20 protein-coding genes are annotated in these 16,476 nt (G+C 61.0%); 15 read left to right on the top strand and 5 right to left on the bottom strand.

The features are described from left to right. The first annotated feature begins 1 nt into the window (after position 1). The 3 genes from VDQ28_RS00180 (at position 2) to VDQ28_RS00170 (ending at position 1,484) form a co-directional block, all read left to right on the top strand. On the top strand, positions 2-424 hold the full coding sequence (locus VDQ28_RS00180) for a DUF3168 domain-containing protein (protein WP_323034108.1): 423 nt from the start codon (positions 2-4) through the stop codon (positions 422-424). Between the two features lie 62 nt (positions 425-486). Beyond that, the gene (locus tag VDQ28_RS00175) at positions 487-924 is read left to right on the top strand and encodes a phage tail tube protein (RefSeq protein ID WP_323034107.1); all 438 of its coding nucleotides are present in this window, start codon (positions 487-489) and stop codon (positions 922-924) included. Next, complete coding sequence (locus VDQ28_RS00170) at positions 924-1,484, top strand: GTA-gp10 family protein (RefSeq protein ID WP_323034106.1); 561 nt, start codon at positions 924-926, stop codon at positions 1,482-1,484. The genes VDQ28_RS00175 and VDQ28_RS00170 overlap by 1 nt, the downstream gene beginning before the upstream one ends. Here VDQ28_RS00170 and VDQ28_RS00165 read toward each other — a convergent pair whose 3' ends face one another. Next, positions 1,485-1,802, bottom strand: a complete 318-nt coding sequence (locus VDQ28_RS00165) for a hypothetical protein (protein ID WP_323034105.1) — start codon at positions 1,800-1,802, stop codon at positions 1,485-1,487. It lies immediately after the preceding gene. Positions 1,803-1,884: 82 nt separating this feature from the next. Between VDQ28_RS00165 and VDQ28_RS00160 the strand changes: the two genes are divergently transcribed. From VDQ28_RS00160 to VDQ28_RS00125, 8 genes are all read left to right on the top strand, one after another. Continuing rightward, on the top strand, positions 1,885-4,980 hold the full coding sequence (locus VDQ28_RS00160; protein ID WP_323034104.1) for a tape measure protein: 3,096 nt from the start codon (positions 1,885-1,887) through the stop codon (positions 4,978-4,980). Beyond that, positions 4,980-5,627, top strand: coding sequence for a hypothetical protein (locus tag VDQ28_RS00155; protein ID WP_323034103.1), 648 nt, complete (start codon positions 4,980-4,982; stop codon positions 5,625-5,627). The genes VDQ28_RS00160 and VDQ28_RS00155 overlap by 1 nt, the downstream gene beginning before the upstream one ends. A 15-nt stretch (positions 5,628-5,642) precedes the next feature. After that, complete coding sequence (locus tag VDQ28_RS00150) at positions 5,643-6,236, top strand: hypothetical protein (RefSeq protein WP_323034102.1); 594 nt, start codon at positions 5,643-5,645, stop codon at positions 6,234-6,236. Positions 6,237-6,372: 136 nt separating this feature from the next. Further along, positions 6,373-6,777 (top strand): DUF6950 family protein, encoded by a 405-nt coding sequence (locus VDQ28_RS00145; protein ID WP_323034101.1) that lies wholly within the window; start codon positions 6,373-6,375, stop codon positions 6,775-6,777. A gap of 6 nt (positions 6,778-6,783) precedes the next feature. Further along, positions 6,784-9,372, top strand: a complete 2,589-nt coding sequence (locus VDQ28_RS00140; protein WP_323034100.1) for a phage tail protein — start codon at positions 6,784-6,786, stop codon at positions 9,370-9,372. A 121-nt stretch (positions 9,373-9,493) separates the two neighbouring features. Further along, a complete protein-coding gene (locus VDQ28_RS00135) occupies positions 9,494-10,744 on the top strand; it encodes a hypothetical protein (RefSeq protein WP_323034099.1) in 1,251 nt (416 codons plus the stop codon). 11 nt (positions 10,745-10,755) lie between these two features. Continuing rightward, entirely contained in the window at positions 10,756-11,877 is a 1,122-nt protein-coding gene (locus VDQ28_RS00130; protein WP_323034098.1) for a DUF2793 domain-containing protein, read from the top strand. Beyond that, positions 11,874-12,383: a hypothetical protein gene (locus VDQ28_RS00125; protein ID WP_323034097.1), complete on the top strand. Its 510-nt coding sequence runs from the start codon at positions 11,874-11,876 to the stop codon at positions 12,381-12,383. The genes VDQ28_RS00130 and VDQ28_RS00125 overlap by 4 nt, the downstream gene beginning before the upstream one ends. 6 nt (positions 12,384-12,389) lie before the next feature. Here VDQ28_RS00125 and VDQ28_RS00120 read toward each other — a convergent pair whose 3' ends face one another. Next, a complete protein-coding gene (locus VDQ28_RS00120; protein WP_323034096.1) occupies positions 12,390-12,563 on the bottom strand; it encodes a hypothetical protein in 174 nt (57 codons plus the stop codon). A 213-nt stretch (positions 12,564-12,776) separates the two neighbouring features. Further along, complete coding sequence (locus VDQ28_RS00115; RefSeq protein WP_323034095.1) at positions 12,777-12,983, bottom strand: hypothetical protein; 207 nt, start codon at positions 12,981-12,983, stop codon at positions 12,777-12,779. Positions 12,984-13,357: 374 nt separating this feature from the next. Between VDQ28_RS00115 and VDQ28_RS00110 the strand changes: the two genes are divergently transcribed. The 4 genes from VDQ28_RS00110 to VDQ28_RS00095 are packed head-to-tail and all read left to right on the top strand — an operon-like array spanning position 13,358 to position 14,966. Next, positions 13,358-14,083, top strand: a complete 726-nt coding sequence (locus VDQ28_RS00110) for a TIGR02594 family protein (protein WP_323034094.1) — start codon at positions 13,358-13,360, stop codon at positions 14,081-14,083. A 9-nt stretch (positions 14,084-14,092) separates the two neighbouring features. Then, the gene (locus VDQ28_RS00105; RefSeq protein WP_323034093.1) at positions 14,093-14,431 is read left to right on the top strand and encodes a hypothetical protein; all 339 of its coding nucleotides are present in this window, start codon (positions 14,093-14,095) and stop codon (positions 14,429-14,431) included. 10 nt (positions 14,432-14,441) lie between these two features. Further along, positions 14,442-14,783, top strand: a complete 342-nt coding sequence (locus tag VDQ28_RS00100; protein ID WP_323034092.1) for a hypothetical protein — start codon at positions 14,442-14,444, stop codon at positions 14,781-14,783. Positions 14,784-14,786: 3 nt separating this feature from the next. Beyond that, positions 14,787-14,966 carry a hypothetical protein gene (locus tag VDQ28_RS00095; RefSeq protein WP_323034091.1) on the top strand — a complete coding sequence of 60 codons (180 nt, stop codon included), beginning with the start codon at positions 14,787-14,789 and terminating at the stop codon, positions 14,964-14,966. A gap of 415 nt (positions 14,967-15,381) precedes the next feature. Here the strand turns inward: VDQ28_RS00095 and VDQ28_RS00090 are convergent, their stop codons facing one another. Next, a complete protein-coding gene (locus VDQ28_RS00090; RefSeq protein ID WP_323034090.1) occupies positions 15,382-15,567 on the bottom strand; it encodes a hypothetical protein in 186 nt (61 codons plus the stop codon). A 377-nt stretch (positions 15,568-15,944) separates the two neighbouring features. Next, positions 15,945-16,476, bottom strand: a 532-nt coding sequence (locus VDQ28_RS00085; RefSeq protein WP_323034089.1) for a UDP binding domain-containing protein, incomplete at its 5' end; no start/stop codon positions are given.

Raw genomic sequence — 16,476 nt, 5'->3', positions numbered from 1 at the left:
TATGACAGACCCGCTCTATGAGCTAAAAGCGGCCATTATCACCACCCTGCGCGGCGATGCGCGTGTATCCGGCTTTGTGGCCAGGCGTGTCTATGATCGGGTGCCGACCGGCGATCAGGCTCCGCCATCGCCCTATGTTTCCATGGGGCCTTTTGATGGCACGGAAGACAGCGCCGATTGCATTGATGGGCTGGCGGTGAGCCTGCAAATCGACGTGTGGTCATGGGGCGACGGCGAGGCTTACAGCTCGGCGGAATGCAGCAAGATTGCACAAGCCGTGCGCCGCGCCCTGCATGACCGGGAATTGGCGCTGCCTGCGGCGGCGCTGGTCAATCTGCGGCATCGCATGACGCGGATCATGCAGGCGAGCGATGGGATTACGAACCATGGCGCGCTGACATTTGAGGCCACCCTAGAGGGGTGAGCCTGTGAGACTTCCCTTTGCAACATGCCCGGCACTGCCGGGCTTTTTTATTGGAGAACACCATGGCCCAGCCGACCACCATCAAGGGCGGGAAAGTCGTTGTCACCCTCGGCAACGATGCCACCCCTATCGTTTATTCCGCTCCCTGCGGCTTCACGTCCAAAAGCGTGCAACTTGATAAGGCTCTGGGCGATACCCTCCTGCCGGATTGTGATGACCCGGACGCCGTGGGCTGGTTGGCACGCGATGCCGAGAGCCTTTCCATGAGCGTGAGCGGTGAAGGCGTGCTCGCGGAAGAAAGCGTGGAAAAGTGGCTGGATGCCTTCCACGATGCCGACTCCGTGCCGGTCAAGGTTGTGATTACCTTCCCGACGAAGAGCATCACCTATACCGGCAAAATGCACGTTTCCAGCTTCAGCTTTGAGGCTCCACAGTCTGGTCGCGTGACCAGCTCCGTGGAGATGCAGAGCGACGGCGAAATGGTGCGGACAGTGGCGTGATGAGCCGGGACGCGCGGATTGATTTTGAATGGGCGGGGGGCTTTCGGGCCTTCCGTCTGGGCTTCGACCAGCTTGTTGAATTGCAGGAGGTCTGCGGGGCCGGGCCGCAGGTTGTTCATGAGCGGCTGATCGGTGGCGCATGGGGGGTGGCGGATATTTCCCATGTGCTCCGGCTGGGGCTGATTGGCGGCGGCCTTTCCCGAGAGGCGGCGCACGCATTGGTGAAAGAGCATGTGGAGGGCTCACCGCCGGTTCAAAATCTGGTGTATGCGCAACTGGTTCTCGGGTCCGGGATCATGGGCGCGCCAGATGAGACTGTTGGGCAGACGGGCGGCGGCGAGGGTGATGCGGACCCGTTGCCAGACGGGAAAATCCGCGTTGCGGATATTCTCGGGGCTGCCGCAGTGATGGGCTTCACCCCGCAAGAGGTGGGAGAGATGAGCCTGTGGCAGTTTCTGGCGGCGCTCGACGGCTATGCCAAGGCGCATGACCCGAAATCCGGGCAGAAGCTCAAGGCCGGCGAAAAGGATGATCTGTGGGAGATGGTGCGGGCGTGGTGATTACTTCACGCCGCGCATGATGTTCCCGCGCATGTCAATGCGGACCCGGAACCCGTTTTCGCAGTCTGCAAAGACCTCTATCCCGTCGGGCGGGATTGAGCGCAGATTGGAATGGTCGGCTGCATAAACAACATCACACCGCCGGTCATTTGCCGCGATGAGCGCAGCCTGTTTGCGCAGTTCCATCATGCGCCCGTGGATGATCTCTTCCGGGTAGTTCTCAAACAGCTTTGGCCAGTTCTTCCGGTCATAGGGCCGCAAGGTGTCTGGCGCGATCTTCGGGTGCAGGGGCGCGTCCTCTGCGCCCGCTTTTTTCATGGGCATTCCGGCGCACGCACTGATGGCGATGGCCAGAGCGATTGCCCACTTCCTCACCATTTTGACATTCCAGAGAGATCCCATGGCAACCGATGTTGAGAAGCTGGTTGTACAGCTATCTGCTGATATGAAGCAATATCAGCGCGAGATGAACCGCGCTGCCGGCATTGCCAACGGGCAGGCCCGCAAGATTGAATCCCGCTTTATCAAGAGCGAACATAACCTGAAGCTGATTGGCGCGGGGATGGCACGCGGGCTGGTGGCGCCGCTTGGTGGCGTTGCTGCCGCGCTTACGACAAAGGAAGTCCTTTCCTATGCCGATGCCTGGACGCGGGCGAAAAACTCGCTGGCTGTTGCCGGTGTGGTGGGGGCGGAACAGGTTGCGGTTCTGGAGCGGCTTTATACGCTGGCGCAACGCAATTCCGCGCCATTGGAATCTCTTGCGGATGTTTACGGCAAGGCAGCGCAGGCGCAGGCGGAGCTTGGCGCGAGCACGGAAGACCTGACGCGGTTTTCCGATGTGGTGGCGATGTCGCTGCGCGTGGCCGGGAAAAGCGCGGCGGAAGCCTCGGGCGCGCTGACACAGCTTGGCCAGCTTCTGGGCTCTTCTCGGGTGCAGGCGGAAGAGTTTGGCTCGATCATGGAAGGATCGCAGCCGCTGCTGATGGCCGTTGCCCATGGCATTGACGCTGCTGGCGGTTCGGTTTCCAAGCTGAAGCAGCTTGTGAATGAGGGTGCTGTTTCCAACCGGGACTTTTTCGAGGGTGCGCTGCGGGGGTATGGCAAGGTGGCCTCCATGGCCGCCAATTCTGCCCAGACCATAGATCAGGGCATGACCCGTATCCGCAATGCCTTCATGAAATATATCGGCTCGACAGATGAGAGCCTTTCGGTTTCGCAGCGGCTTGTGGCAGGCCTAAATGGCCTCGCGGACAATTTTGAGCAGACTGGCGACGTGGTTTTGAAGGTGGCCGCCATCATTGCCGGGGCGCTGGTTGGCCGCGCTATAGGTGGCATGATTTCAAATTTGGGCCTTGCCACAACTGCTGTGATGAAATTTGCGGTGGCCTTGCGGTCCGCGGCTGGCATGAGCGGCGTGGCCAAGGCCATTGGCGGCTTGACGGCGGCGGCTGGGCCATTGGGGGTTGTGATCGGCGCGACCGCAGTCGGGGCGCTAGCGCTGTTTTCCGCGACTTCCAGCGAGGCTAGTGCCGGCGCGAACCTTTATGCGGAAAGCCTGCGGAATGTGGAATCCGCAGCGAAGGGGGCCGCGGCCGGTATTGAAAAGAGCACGGCCTCCATCCAGTCGCGGACGGTCAACGCCTTACTCAACGCAGTGAAGGTGAGCGAGGGGGAGGTTAAGAGCACCATTTCGGATCTCTCGCGGGCCTTTGATACGCTCTTGGATAAAGAGCGGGGCCGTGACCTTGTGGGCATGGGCCGGATTGATGATGGCACGGAAGACGAATTGCGGGCCCTGCGTGTGGGGCTGGATGATGGTTCGGTCAGTGCGGAGCGTCTTCTTGACAGGATTTCCGCAATTGCAAATGCCGACTCTGGCATGCAGTGGCTGGTTGATGAGTTGCGGGCTTTTGCGGAGCGGGCGGCACATGCAAAGACGGCTTCCGAAAATCTCTCGGAAGAGTTGAAAGCCACGCCGGGCGGTGAGTTTGCCCGCCTGACACGTGAGTTGCAGGTCGCGGATGCAGCTATAGACCGGACACGTGAAAGGCTCCTGCAATATATAGATGCAGCGGCGCGGGCGGCACAAAACGCCAATATTCTGCCGCCCGATGCTGTGGATCAGGTGAATGATCTGCGCGACGCGCTTCAGGCGGGGGAGGTTTCCGCCGATGACGCGCGCGGTGCGCTGGAAGCTCTTGGGCGCGCCCATCCCAAATTCGGGGGCTGGGTTGCAAATCTGGCGCAGATGCTCACCGCTCTTCAGGACGTGACAGGTGCGGCCAATGATACCCGCGATGCTCTGTCCCGTTTGGGGCAGGGTGCACCGCTGATGGATGACGCTGTAGCCGCATGGAAAGAGGCGAGCGCCGCAGGCAAGGATTTCATGGCGGATCTGGCCAAGCGCAATTCCATGACGCGCGAGGCGATCGACCTTGAAAAGAAGATTGTGGACCTGCGGAAAGAGGCGAAGGCACGCGGGGCCACCAATCTGACTGATGCCGATTTTGTGCGGCTGGCGAAAGAGGAATTGGCCGCAGAGATGCGCCGTGGGTCAGAGGGCAAAAAACAGAAGGAGGAGCGGGCGGATGAATATCAGCGCGCGCGCGAGGATATTCAGCGCAACATTGCTGACATGGAGCTGGAGATTTCCGTGTTTGGCAAGAGTGCCTATGCCATCGAATTCGCGCGGGCAAAGCAGGAATTGCTGAACGCGGCAAAGGCAGCGGGCCGGGCGGAGACGGCGGACCTGATCGCGGAAGTGGAGCGCGAGGCGGCGGCCTATGCCACAGTGGCGCAGCGGATGGATGAGGCCGGGCAAAAGCAGCAAGACAATCTGGATTTGCAGCGCGAGCTCGGCAATCACACCATGACCTCGCTGAACGCTCTGATCCGGGGCACCAGTTCTTGGAATGACGTACTGGGGGATACGCTGGATCTGCTGGGGCAGATGGTTCTGAAGGCGGCGCTACTCGGTGAGGGGCCTCTCGCTAGCATGATGGGCGGCGGAAAGGGCGGTCTGCTGGGCACATTGATGGGTGGCTTGACCGGCGGTGCGGGCGGCGGCTCCATTGGCCTGTATTCCAAGGGCGGGCCTGTTCATGCCGCCACTGGCGGGCGCATTGCCGGCCCCGGTACGGGCACTTCTGACAGCATTCCTGCCATGCTCTCCAATGGGGAATATGTGGTGAAGGCGACGGCTGCGCGGAAACATGCGGCCCTGCTTGATGCCATCAACAGCGGCTCCATGCGGTATCTCTCAACCGGGGGCGTCGCGGGGCGGGTGCGGGCGGTGCAGGCAAATTCTGCACCGGGGGCACCCATGAGCATCAGTGCCCCACTCCATATCGACGCGCGAGGCGCGAACATGACGGCGGAACAGATGCGGGCGGCGGTGGCTCCCATGTTTGCGGAGCACACGCGGCAATTGCAACAGGCTGTGCCGAGCTGGGTCGAGGCCCAGCGCGGGCGCACCATGATGGGGCGGAGAACCTGATGGCGATAACCATTCCGCGCCCGTTGCCGGATCTGCGCTATGTGCGCTCGCAGATGACGCTGGGGCGGGCGTTGTCTGTCAACTCTCTCGCCAGCGGGGCGGTGCAGGCGGTGGAGAGCGGGGCGGCGTTGTGGCGGCTCTCGATCCAGACAGAGCCGCTGCGCTGGTCTGGCCGGCGGGCGCTCAATGCGTGGCATGGCTCGCTTGCGGGCACGCGGCGCATCCTCGGTTATGACTGGCTGGGCTCTTATCCCGTTGCTTATGGGGTGAGGGCGCTGGGGCTGGTCAAGGCCGGGGGCGGGGTTTGGGGCGGTACGGCAACGCTTGGGGCCGCGACCGCCACGACGCTGACCCTCTCCGGCCTGCCGGCTGGATACAAGGCCAGCGCTGGCGACAGGCTGTCATTTCCGTGGGCCGGGGTGCGGGCCTATCATGAGATTACCGAGGCCGTCACCGCCTCGGCAGCGGGCGTAATGACGGTGACGGTAGAGCCTGCCGTGCGGCTCAATCCCGCCCCGGCGGCCGGGGCCGTGGTGGCGCTGGTGCGCCCGGCCTGCATCATGATGATCGTGCCCGATAGCTGGCAGTGCGACGAGAGCGGGCCGCTGGGGTCTGCCTCATTTGAGGCCGTGCAAGTCCTCTCCTGACATTGAGGTGACCCGATGCGGGCATATGATAGCGCCACGCTGGCCTTGCTCGCCAGCGGGCGGATGGTGACGCATACCCTTGTGCAATTTGATTTTGCCAGCGGCACCTATGGTTTTTGGGATGGCGCGGGGAAGCTCACCTATGGCGGGCTGACCTATATCGGGGCCGGCGCGCTGATCGGCATGGATGAGGTGACGCTGTCCGGCAGCCTTGAATCCACCGCGCTGGGCCTCACGCTCACCTCTATCGCCAATAGCGACCTGACGCCGGACACCCTCGCCAGCATCGAGGCGGAGCAATATCACCGCCGGCCGGTGACGCTGCGGCGGGCCTATATCCATCCCGATACACGCGCGCTTGTCTCGGTGCAGCGGGCGTGGCGCGGGACTGTCGATCAGGTCACGCATGAGGATGCGATAGGCGGGCAGGCGGTGCTCAAGATCACCTGTGAGAGCGTGGCGCGCGATCTGACGCGCAAGGGGTGGCGGATCTATTCCGATGTCGATCAGCGTCGCATTGACCCCACAGATGGCGGGATGAAGCACGCCACGCTTGCGGGCGCGCAGCGCACATGGTGGGGGCGGTTGCCGGGGAGTCAAAAGAAGTGAAAGATTATATTTATTATACACTTTGCCTTGTTGTCGTTGTCATTGTTTATTCGCCAGTATTGGCGGTAATGTTTGCATTCGCGGCCGGGTTTTTTAGTCTTGGTATTTTCTTCTTGCGACTGATTGGGGTTATGTGATGCCCCGCCCCGCCGATTGGCCAGAGCGCCTTTACGATGTGATTGCCGCCTATCAGGGCGGCATTTTTGTTTGGGGGCAGCGGGACTGCTGGCGGCTCACCATGGATGTGGTGCGGGCGGTATCCGGGGCGGAGCCCTATGCGGATCTGCCCGCCTATGACAGCGCGACCGGCGCGGCGCGACTGCTGGTGGAGCGGGGCTTTTCCGGCATCGGCGATGCGCTGGCGGCGGTGCTGCCAGAGGTGCCGCCCAGCCTCGCGCAGCGGGGCGATGTGGGTGTGATTGATGAGGATGGCGGAGAGGCGGGCGTCGTGGTGATCGGCGCTGATGTGCTGGGCATGGCCCCGGCCGGCCTCACGCGTACGCCGCGCGCCCGGCTTAAGCGGGCCTATCGAGTGGGATAATCTGACATGCCGTTTATTGCGCCTGCCATTGTCGGAGCGGTGGGCCTCGCCGGTACTACGGCGGGGGCCGTGCTCGGCGGCCTTATCAATGTGGGCATTGCCGGCGGGCTCGCCTATGCCTCGTCTGCCCTGAGTGGCAAGACGGGCACAACGGCGCAGACCGGGGTGCAGACCGACTTGCGCATGGGCGGCGGCGTTGCGCGTGGCGGCTCTTACGGGCGCGTGGGGACGGCCGGATTTCTGGCTTACTCCAATAGTTTTGCCGACAACAACAACATGCTCGACCTCGTGCAGGTGCTCGGGGACGGGCCGCATGACGGGCTTGACGGGGTGTGGGTGGCCGGCAAGCGCCATGCCGTGACCCGCATTGGCGGCAATGCCTGGCGCACGGATTATCGCGTCGAGGGGGTGATCGGTGCAACCGGCATCTCTTATCTGACCGTGGTGCTGTGGCACGGCTATTCCGACCAGCCCGCCTCTAACGTGCTGGTCAATTATGCAAATCCTGCCGGGCGCTGGACGGCGCAGGATCGGCTTGCCGGCGTCTGCTATGCCCATGTGAGCGGGCTGTATGACGAGGAGGCATTTCCGGACGGCATCCCGCAATGCGTTTTCGACTTGCGCGGCCGCCGGCTGTACGACTGGCGCAAGGATTCCACGGTGGGGGGCTCCGGCGCGCATCGTTGGGCTGATGAGCGGACGTGGGAATTTTCCGAAAATCCCATCCTCCAGCTCTATAATTACCAGCGCGGAACGTGGCTTGGCGGTGAGCTGACCGTGGGCATGGGCGTTGCGCCCGCTGATCTCAACCTTGACGCCTATACGGCGGCCGCCAATGCCTGCGATGAGCTGGTGGCGGAGAGCGATGGCAGCACCGCGCCGCGCTATCGCTGCGGCACCTATGTGGCGGCAGATGAGGAGCACGCCTCCGTCATCCAGCGCTTTCTGGATGCGTGCGGCGGTGCGCTCTATGAGAGCGTTGGGGCATACAGCCCGCAGGCCGGGGTGGCGCAGATTGTCACCTATCCGACCATCACCGATGGCGATCTTGTCTCCGGCCGTCCGGTGCGGTTCGCGGCGCGGCGGCCGCGCGCGGAGCTGACAAACGGGGTATTTGGCAGTTTTTCGGACCCCAAACAGCAATATGAGCTGATGGCCTATGCGGCCCGCACCTCTGCTGCGGCGGAGGCAGCGGACGGCGAGATTATCCGGGTGCAGGTGGATTATCCCTCCGTGCATCACGGCTTGCAGGCGCAGCGCCTTGCCCAGATGCAGTTGGGCCTTGCTCGCTTGCAGGCAACCGCCACCATCACGCTGGGCTTTAGCGCCGTGGTGCTGGAGCCGGGGGATTGGGTGCGGTGGAATAGCGCGCGCTATGGCCTGCGCACGTGGATGATTGCCAGCCTGACACAGCACGCGGACCAGACGGTGACACTTACCCTGCGCGAGATTGGCGCGGCGGCATATGCGTGGTCGGAGGCCGATGAGGGCACGGTGAGTGCCGGCGGCGTGCCGGGTGACAAGCCGACGCTGATCAATACCGTGCCGCTGATGAGTGTTGCCGCCACCTCGCTGGTGGGCAATGACGGCAACCGGCAGCCGGCCCTGCGGATCACCTGGGCTCCGATCTTGGATGCCACGGTGGATACCATCCAGATCGCCTACCGGATCAAGGGCGGCACGGGGGCGGTGTTGTCCGCGTCCAGCGCCTCGCCCAACTCCGGCGAGCTGCTGATCTCTGCCGGCGTGCAGGGCAAGACCACCTATGAGGTACAGGGCACCATTACGACCACCCCCAAGCGCACCACGGTGCGGACGGCATGGGCAGAGGTGACCACGGGTGACCTGACCGTGACGCCGGGGGCTGGTGTCATCACGGTGGAGATGTTCGAGGCGGGCTTGCGTGAGCAAGTGGCGACCGAGGGTCGGCAGGCTGCAGCGGAGTTCCAGGCGATTGCGGATGATATGGCGATGGCTATCGCCAATATCGACGCGGCGGCAAAGCTCAAAGCCGACAAGGTGTGGGAGGCGAGCAAGACCGAAGTGGAGCGCGTGGGCGTGCGCGTCGGCGCGGCTGAGGCCAGCATTGAACAGGAACGCACGGTACGTGCCGGAGAGACGGAAGCTCTGGCGCAGGAGACGCTCGCCATCAAGGCGGTGGCGGAATCGGCTAACGGCAAGGCGGATAGCGCTGCCCAGAATGTCGCCACGCTCACCACACAGCAAACTGCCCTTGCCGATGCGATGAGCTCAACCGGCCTCCGGATTGACGGGATTGAGGCAGAGGTGGGCGATGTGGCGGCGAGCGTGACTGTCACGTCCATGACAATGGCGGCCCCATCCGGCTTTACGGCGGCGTGGCAGGTGGGGGTCAAGGGCACAGCCGGGGCATCTGTCTATGGCGCGTGGATCATGGCCGTGAAAGGCACCGGGGCAAGCGCCACCTCGTGGACACGCCATTGTGCAGGCCGACCGCTTCAACGTCATGGGACGGGCTCGGCACACGGCTGTTGTTCTCGATCGATGCCGCTTCGGGGCGTGCCTATTGGAATGTCAACATTATCGCGCCGGGCTCCATCACCGCCGGGCATATAACTGTCGGGTCATTGGATGCAATCTCTGGCAATTTCGGGCGGATGGCCGCCGGGGTTCTGGAGGCCACCAACGGCAATATGATCATTGACCTCAATAACGCTTACATCATGGGTAAGGGCTGATGGTTGTTCCCCGTTATCTCCTTGATATGGCAAACGGGCAGTTTGTCGTGAGCCGGCCGGGATATGATGCCACATCCCCAAGCCTAACAGATGAGCAGACAGCATTTTCGACGCGGTGGAGTGAGACCCTAAACGCTGCCAGATACTCGTGGGATGCGACGATCAATGGGGCGGGCTGGATTACATACAACCCGCTTGACGTTCTGCCTCTAACGGCCTGCTGGCGTAGGCAAACCGCGCAGAACATCCCGAATTACAGCAATACAGGCACAATTACAGGGTACAATAGCGCCATTGTTACCTACACGAATACATCTGCAACGGTTGAGGGCGCGCGCATTAGCCCCCGCTCTAACGGCAACAATTTTGCCTATCTCAGCCTTAACAATCCGGCAGACAAGACGGATGACCGAGAGGTCGGCCCACTCCAGTGGAGATTTTTGTATGGGACGCATCCCACGCGTGGGCCCGGAATATTTATAGCCCGGCGTGGCTCGAATGTACTGACATGTCCTGATGACGATTTGCTGATAAATACCAGTCGATCCATGCTTCAGATCGCCGAGGCCGGTCGCTATAGCGCGATCCGGCGCGTAGTTAGCAAGCTCGATACCAATGAGTTGCAGCAAGGATACTCTGATATTGTCAACCTATCCGGAAGTTATCCGGATCATCCGCCGGTATTTGTAACATTCATCGGTATTGGGCAGGATAACGACAAGCCAAGCACCGTGCAGGTCCACTGGATTACAGACAGCAGCTTCCGGATACGGGTCTGGAATGAGCAGCGCTTGGGCAATTTCCCGGCTGTCATACCTATCCAGTGGAGCATCCCACGGCTCAACCCAACTATGCCCTCTACTGGATCAACTCTCACATGGCGTTGGCGGCTCAATGGCACTGATGGCCTGAGGGTAAGCAACCCTGACGTTGATGTGCGCACGGCGACCAATGCGCAGAGCATGTTCAGCTCAGACTTTCCGATGCTCCGCATTAAGGGGCGCGGCGTCATTGTCACGACAACAAGCAATCAAAAAGGTCTGCTTACCGTTCCTGCCCTTGATACGTCCTTGTGCCCTCTCATGTTGTTTTCGATTTATTACAATGGATCTTGGACATCATCGGTTGGATATATTTCCATATCTGGCGCGACGGCATGGATGGTCGGCAACAGGCAGATTGCCTTTGACATCAATTACTCCGGAACAACATTGCGCTGGGCAATCATTGATTTTGCGCAGTTGACGTAAGGATTAGCGATATGGCCGATTATTACGATACCGGCACGATCAGCGTGCCCATAAATGGCAAGACCGTCACGGGCACCGGCACCTCATGGGCCAACCTGATCCGGGCGGGGGATGTGCTGGAGATCGGCGGGCGGCAGATGCGGGTGGCGTCTGTCGAGAGCGCCACCAGTCTGACGCTCAAGCTCCCCGCACCGGCGGCGGCATCGGGGGCTTATGCCATCTGGTACAGCGCCCCCTCGCGCGCCACCGGGTTGCAGGCGCTCGATGACACGCGCCGGCTGATTGAGGCCTTTGAGATTGTCGCGGCCATGCGGCCGGAATATGAGGTGCACTCGGCAACGCTCAATGCCCCGCCTGCATCGCCAGTCACCAGCGACATGTATCTGATCAGCACCGCGCCCACCGGGGCGTGGGCTGGGTATGCCGGGCATGTGGCGCGTTGGACAGGCACCGGCTGGGCCTATGTCGCGCCGCAGTTTGGGGTGCGCGCTGTTGCAAGGGATACCGGGCTGCGATGGGCACGCAGCCTGACCGCTTGGGCCTTGAGCCCCGATCTGGTGTCTGCACTCGCGGTGAGCGGCAATCTGGCTGATGCGATTGGGTTGCTGCCAGACGTTCGTCTTCCCGCCCGGCTGGGGGTGGGCGCGACCACCAACGTTATCGCGGATAATGCTGACAACATCCTGCAGGTGCAGGGCTGGGGGATGCTTAATTCTGCGGTCATTAACTCGCCGGGCGAATTTACATTTACACAGTTTTGGGGCGTCCAGAACAACGGGTTCGTGATTGCGGTCCATCCTCAATCGGGGCGGGCTTACTTCCGTAATATCGGGGCAACCTGGCAAGCCGGCTGGACGCGTCTGCGGTGGACCGAGGCTGATCTTGATGGCCGCTATACACCATACGCCACCGGCTGGAATGGGCTGGGGTCTACACTATTCGCAAAGCTAAATCATCCCACCACAGGTTTGGCGGACTATCCGGGGACGCATATCTATCCCGCTCAGCTTAGTGCAACAGGCACTCCGTCTTCAAATCCCTCTCCAATTGGCAGCGGCACTTGGCGGCTGGTCGGTAGATCATACAGCACAGCGAATACTGACATGTACACAACTTTCAGGAGGGTTTTATGATTACGGAAAGCGCAGAAGACGACATTTCGAATATTGCTCCTGAAACCAACGCGGGCAGCGAGCCTGTGACTTATGCTGATGTTTCCGACCTTGCATGGGCAAATGAGCAGCGCTCGGCAATAACTTGCCGGGCTGTGTTCCCCTTCATTGGCGACGCCCCCGTGCTTGTTGGTGTCGTGGCGCACGATCCCCATGCCCCATATATCGGCGAGATATTTGCGCGCGCTGTGGCAGGGGAGTTTGGCGAGATCGCGCCCTTTGTCCCAACCGCACCGCTGGTGCCGGATCGGGTATCAAGCCGGCAATTCCGGCTCCAGCTTTTGGGCATGGGCTTGCTGGATACGGTCGAGGGCTGGATTGATGCCCAGCCTCTGGCCACGCAAATCGCCTATCAGAGCAGCGCCACCTTTGAGCGGGGCGATGCGATGATGCAGGCGGGCTTTGATGCGCTGGGCTTTGAGCCGGCGCAGGTAGATGCGTTCTTCGTGGCGGCGGCGGGGCTGTAGCCGCGGCTATTTTAGTTCGCGCTTGGGGGTGCTCATGACGTGCTCTCTCGCATCTTCCGCAGCCAAATCCAGAAGATATGCGGAAACAGCCAAATTATACTGATCTGCGATAAGTTTTAGCTCTATCGCAAGATCACAAATATATTTGGCGGCATCCGATTTTGCGGATTGACCGGGCATGAGAGCGCTCCCTTTGAGTTTATACATTGCGCATAAGATGGGAATCATTCGCATGTCATGGTCTACGGACTATCGTCTACATTTTTATGAGATATTAGTCTGATCCTGTCGTGTGCCCGCCCCGGTGGCCGGGACGGGCGGGGGCATTACAGCTTGCGCCAGATCATCACCAGCAACAGCAGGTTGATGACGCCTAATCCAAGCTGCGCGGCTTCAATCGTCGTCATGATTTGCAACCTTTCTCCACGGGGGAAGGCCATGGCAGAGCGCAGAGCAGGCCAGCGCGATATAGAGCGGCGCACCCTGGCGTTTGTACTTGGTGATGGTGTCATTGCTGACGCCCAACTGCCGCGCCGCTTCCCGGCCTGATATGCCCCGCAGATCCAGCCACGCTTCGAAGTCTTCTGCGGTCATTGCCATGTCCCGACCCCTTGCTTATCTTGTGGAGGTGGAGGGAGCCTTTCGGCCCCCTCCGGTCTTCACTTTCTCCTTCTGGCGGTAATCAGGATTGCAATGCTGACCGCTAGTTGGAGAATTTGAAGGACCAAGGGAAGATATTCCATCCCCTGCCTCCTTTCCGGTCATCGCCCCTGACCGTGTGGGGTGGTTGGCCGAGCGCCTTCCATGTCCTGAATTTAGGACATAGCACCCCACATGTCAAATGAAATGTGCGATATTTAGGACAAATATTCTGATTTTGTCCTGATAGTATGATGCAGTACCCGCCTCGCGCGGGTTTTTTTGTGCCCGGCCGCATCTCGCGCGCCGGGTTTTTTGTTGCCCGGAGGCATCTCATGAAAACCATTGAAGTGCAGCGCATGCTCATTGCGCTGGGGTATGACCTTGGCCGGGCTGGGGCCGATGGATCCTTTGGCCCGCTCACCCGCGCGGCGGTGCGCCAGTTTCAGAGGGACCGCGACGTGGTGGTCCGCTGGCCGGGGACGGTGGGGCCGAAAACGGAATCGGCCCTGCTCACTGCCTATGCCATCAAAACCGGCAAGCCCGCAGCCCGGCCCGGCACCACGCCTCTGCTGCCATGGTTCGAGACGGCCGAACGCCTCAAGGGCGTAAAGGAGGTGGCCGGCAAGGGCAGCAACGCCACCATTATGGGCTGGGCTGCCCGGCTTGGCGGCTGGGTCAAATCCTATTTTACGGATGACGACATTCCGTGGTGCGGGCTGTTTGTCGCCCACTGCATCACCTCCACCCTGCCGGATGAGCCGATCCCCTCAAATCCGCTTGGGGCCAAAAACTGGCAGACCTTTGGGGCGGCCTGCAAACCCCAGCCGGGCGCGCTGCTGGTGTTCACGCGCGATGGCGGCGGGCATGTCGGCTTCTACGTTGGCGAGGATTCCACGGCCTATCACGTCCTCGGCGGCAACCAGAGCAACATGGTCAATGTCGCCCGCGTGGCCAAGTCCCGCCACATCGCCACCCGCTGGCCGAAGACTGCCCCGGCTCCGGCCGGCAGCGCCGTGCGCCTGACTGCCGGCGGCAAACTCTCCACAAATGAAGCCTGAGAGGCGACCATGCCCAACAAACCACAATCCTCTATCGGCCCCTCGAAGCTCGAATCGGCGCTGCTGAAGGCGGCGGAAAGCGCGGCCCTGCTCCCGTCTGTCCCGCTTGCGCCAGCTTATGCCCCCAAGGTGGCGGCGGCCATTGCAGAGGCAATGCCGGCTCCGCAAGCCATGGAAGCGCTGTGGCCGCAGCTGGCGCGCTATGCCATCGCCATTGGCGGCTCCATCCTTGTGGGGCGCGGGCTGGTGACGGCAGCCGATTGGGAGGTGATTGCCGGCGCAGCGCTGGCACTTGCCCCGCCGCTCTGGCGCACGGTGAGCACCTGGCTCGCGCGGCGCAAGGCATAGGGGCCCGCTGATGGCTGATCTCCCGCCGGATACCTACTTTGGCTTTCGCCCCTCACACCTGCTTGCGGGCGCGATCGGCGGAATCTGCGGGGCGCTGGCCAGCCCCAGCGGTTCGATATGGCGGCACATCACCATGGGCATCGTGGGCACGGCAGTGGCAGCCTATGGCACGCCGGTGGTGGCCCCCGTGGTGGCGCTCTATCTTGTCTCGCACAATGTCCCGCTGGGCTCGATTGAGGGGCCAACGGGATTTGCCCTTGGGGTGTGCGGCATGAGCCTGTGCAAGGTCGCGCTGCGCTGGGTGCAGATCTGGCGTGATGGCCCGTTGGCCAAACTGCCGCCGGCGGTGTGAGCCATGGCTGATGCACCAAAGAGCGGGCCGCGCGCCCGGGTGATGATCGTGATGGAGGATGGCGGGGTATTCCTCGCCATCACTCGCCCTGGCGAATCGGTGGTGCGGGTGCCGCTGTCACAGCGGGATTTGCTGCGGCTGGTGGGGGAGGCGGCGCGGGCTGTGGATGCCAATGGCGGGTAGGCAGCAAGGACGCCTGCGCAATGCCATTGCGGCATCCTTGCTGCCGGCTGATTTGTTTTACAAAACAAGCCGTAACATACTGATGTACAATAGAGCTGAAAGGTTGCGTTTTACACGCAACGCACTGAATTATAACGAGTTTTAACGGACTCTGACTCCGTTAATCTAGGTTCGAATCCTAGTCCCCCAGCCAATTGATTTTCCTAAACATTTTGCCTTTAATCAAAAGAACCAGATCGCCCACTTTGCAATTCACTTTGCAGAATTTGTGCCCGGTTTGTGCTCTTTGAGATTGGCCGCTGTCTCAAGTTTGAGGATTGCGGGCCTGGCCTTTCGTATGAGTCTCATAGCCGTGACAGCACGATGCGTGGTTGCGATCAGCGCGCCATATCCAGATAACATATGGTGTGAGAGCCTATAGCAGGTCGACGACCCGCCCAGCTTGGTCGATAGCACGGACGCGGCTGTCAGGATGCGTGCGCGCTACGGATTGCATTGCGATCAGAATATTAGCAGAAAGATTTTGTACGACCATGACCGTGGTCCAGTTGCCAGTCTTGTTCTGATATTGAACCTGAATCTGTTCTGTCACGCCCGTCATTGAGTATCCGTTCGTATAATCCGCCCATGCAATTTTAGATTGCATCAAAACGCAGTACAATATTCAGTTCCTGATGCTGGTGCAGTTTAATGAAGCAGGATGGCTGATTGCCCGCGCGGGAGTGGCCCACATGCTGATTACAGGAAAGCTGATAGAGGGCTTCCACCTCCATTTCGCCGTGCGCAATTTAGATCGCGGGCGTAAGGTAGAGAACTTGTAGCTGATTATTTATTTGCGTGTTCGCATGATATGCGCATGTATTGCGCAGCATATACGGCGCGTCCAGAGTGAGAAGGCAAAAATTCTTCTCCACCATAATACGAAGAAGTCAGGATTTTCTGTCTGATAGAGCCTGAAGTATCCCCTTCATGCGCTTTTCAGTTCGGCTGGCCCACGCTGGTATATGCAAAGCCGTGGCGGGAAATTTCATCCTGACGGTAGATATTGCGCAGATCTACCAGCACGGGGGTGCGCACCAGCGTTTTCAGGCGTGCAAAATCCAGAGCGCGGAACTGGTTCCATTCGGTCACGATCACGATCGCATCCGCCCCCTCCGCAGCCTCATATGGGCCTTCCGCGTAAGTGACGTCCTCCATGATCTGGCGGGCATTCTCCATGCCCTCCGGGTCATAGGCCGTCACCGTTGCGCCATGGTCGCGCAGGGCCTGGATGATCGAGATGGATGGGCTGTCGCGCATGTCATCGGTATTCGGCTTGAAGGTCAGGCCGAGAATGGCGATTTTCCGGTCGCGCGCATCACCGCCCAAAGCCGAGATGACCTTGCGGGCCATGGCGCGCTTGCGGTTGTCATTGATCGCGACGGTGGCTTCGATGAGGCGCATGGGGCTGTCATGGTCCTGCGCGGTTTTCACCAGCGCCAGCGTATCCTTTGGGAAGCAGGAGCCGCCA

It is taken from the genome of Pararhodobacter sp. (assembly GCF_034676545.1).
Lineage (GTDB): Bacteria > Pseudomonadota > Alphaproteobacteria > Rhodobacterales > Rhodobacteraceae > Pararhodobacter.
The sequence above is the reverse complement of the archived record's forward strand: the minus strand, read 5'-3'. Positions and strand labels throughout refer to the sequence as shown.

Coding starts and splice junctions, on each gene's coding strand:
- VDQ28_RS00120 (WP_323034096.1), bottom strand. CDS start 12,563: ATGCCCGGTCAATCCGCAAAATCGGATGCCGCCAAATATATTTGTGAT.
- VDQ28_RS00110 (WP_323034094.1), top strand. CDS start 13,358: ATGAAAACCATTGAAGTGCAGCGCATGCTCATTGCGCTGGGGTATGAC.
- VDQ28_RS00170 (WP_323034106.1), top strand. CDS start 924: ATGAGCCGGGACGCGCGGATTGATTTTGAATGGGCGGGGGGCTTTCGG.
- VDQ28_RS00115 (WP_323034095.1), bottom strand. CDS start 12,983: ATGGCAATGACCGCAGAAGACTTCGAAGCGTGGCTGGATCTGCGGGGC.
- VDQ28_RS00160 (WP_323034104.1), top strand. CDS start 1,885: ATGGCAACCGATGTTGAGAAGCTGGTTGTACAGCTATCTGCTGATATG.
- VDQ28_RS00130 (WP_323034098.1), top strand. CDS start 10,756: ATGGCCGATTATTACGATACCGGCACGATCAGCGTGCCCATAAATGGC.
- VDQ28_RS00175 (WP_323034107.1), top strand. CDS start 487: ATGGCCCAGCCGACCACCATCAAGGGCGGGAAAGTCGTTGTCACCCTC.
- VDQ28_RS00090 (WP_323034090.1), bottom strand. CDS start 15,567: ATGACGGGCGTGACAGAACAGATTCAGGTTCAATATCAGAACAAGACT.
- VDQ28_RS00180 (WP_323034108.1), top strand. CDS start 2: ATGACAGACCCGCTCTATGAGCTAAAAGCGGCCATTATCACCACCCTG.
- VDQ28_RS00145 (WP_323034101.1), top strand. CDS start 6,373: ATGCCCCGCCCCGCCGATTGGCCAGAGCGCCTTTACGATGTGATTGCC.
- VDQ28_RS00125 (WP_323034097.1), top strand. CDS start 11,874: ATGATTACGGAAAGCGCAGAAGACGACATTTCGAATATTGCTCCTGAA.
- VDQ28_RS00155 (WP_323034103.1), top strand. CDS start 4,980: ATGGCGATAACCATTCCGCGCCCGTTGCCGGATCTGCGCTATGTGCGC.
- VDQ28_RS00140 (WP_323034100.1), top strand. CDS start 6,784: ATGCCGTTTATTGCGCCTGCCATTGTCGGAGCGGTGGGCCTCGCCGGT.
- VDQ28_RS00135 (WP_323034099.1), top strand. CDS start 9,494: ATGGTTGTTCCCCGTTATCTCCTTGATATGGCAAACGGGCAGTTTGTC.
- VDQ28_RS00105 (WP_323034093.1), top strand. CDS start 14,093: ATGCCCAACAAACCACAATCCTCTATCGGCCCCTCGAAGCTCGAATCG.
- VDQ28_RS00150 (WP_323034102.1), top strand. CDS start 5,643: ATGCGGGCATATGATAGCGCCACGCTGGCCTTGCTCGCCAGCGGGCGG.
- VDQ28_RS00165 (WP_323034105.1), bottom strand. CDS start 1,802: ATGAAAAAAGCGGGCGCAGAGGACGCGCCCCTGCACCCGAAGATCGCG.
- VDQ28_RS00095 (WP_323034091.1), top strand. CDS start 14,787: ATGGCTGATGCACCAAAGAGCGGGCCGCGCGCCCGGGTGATGATCGTG.
- VDQ28_RS00100 (WP_323034092.1), top strand. CDS start 14,442: ATGGCTGATCTCCCGCCGGATACCTACTTTGGCTTTCGCCCCTCACAC.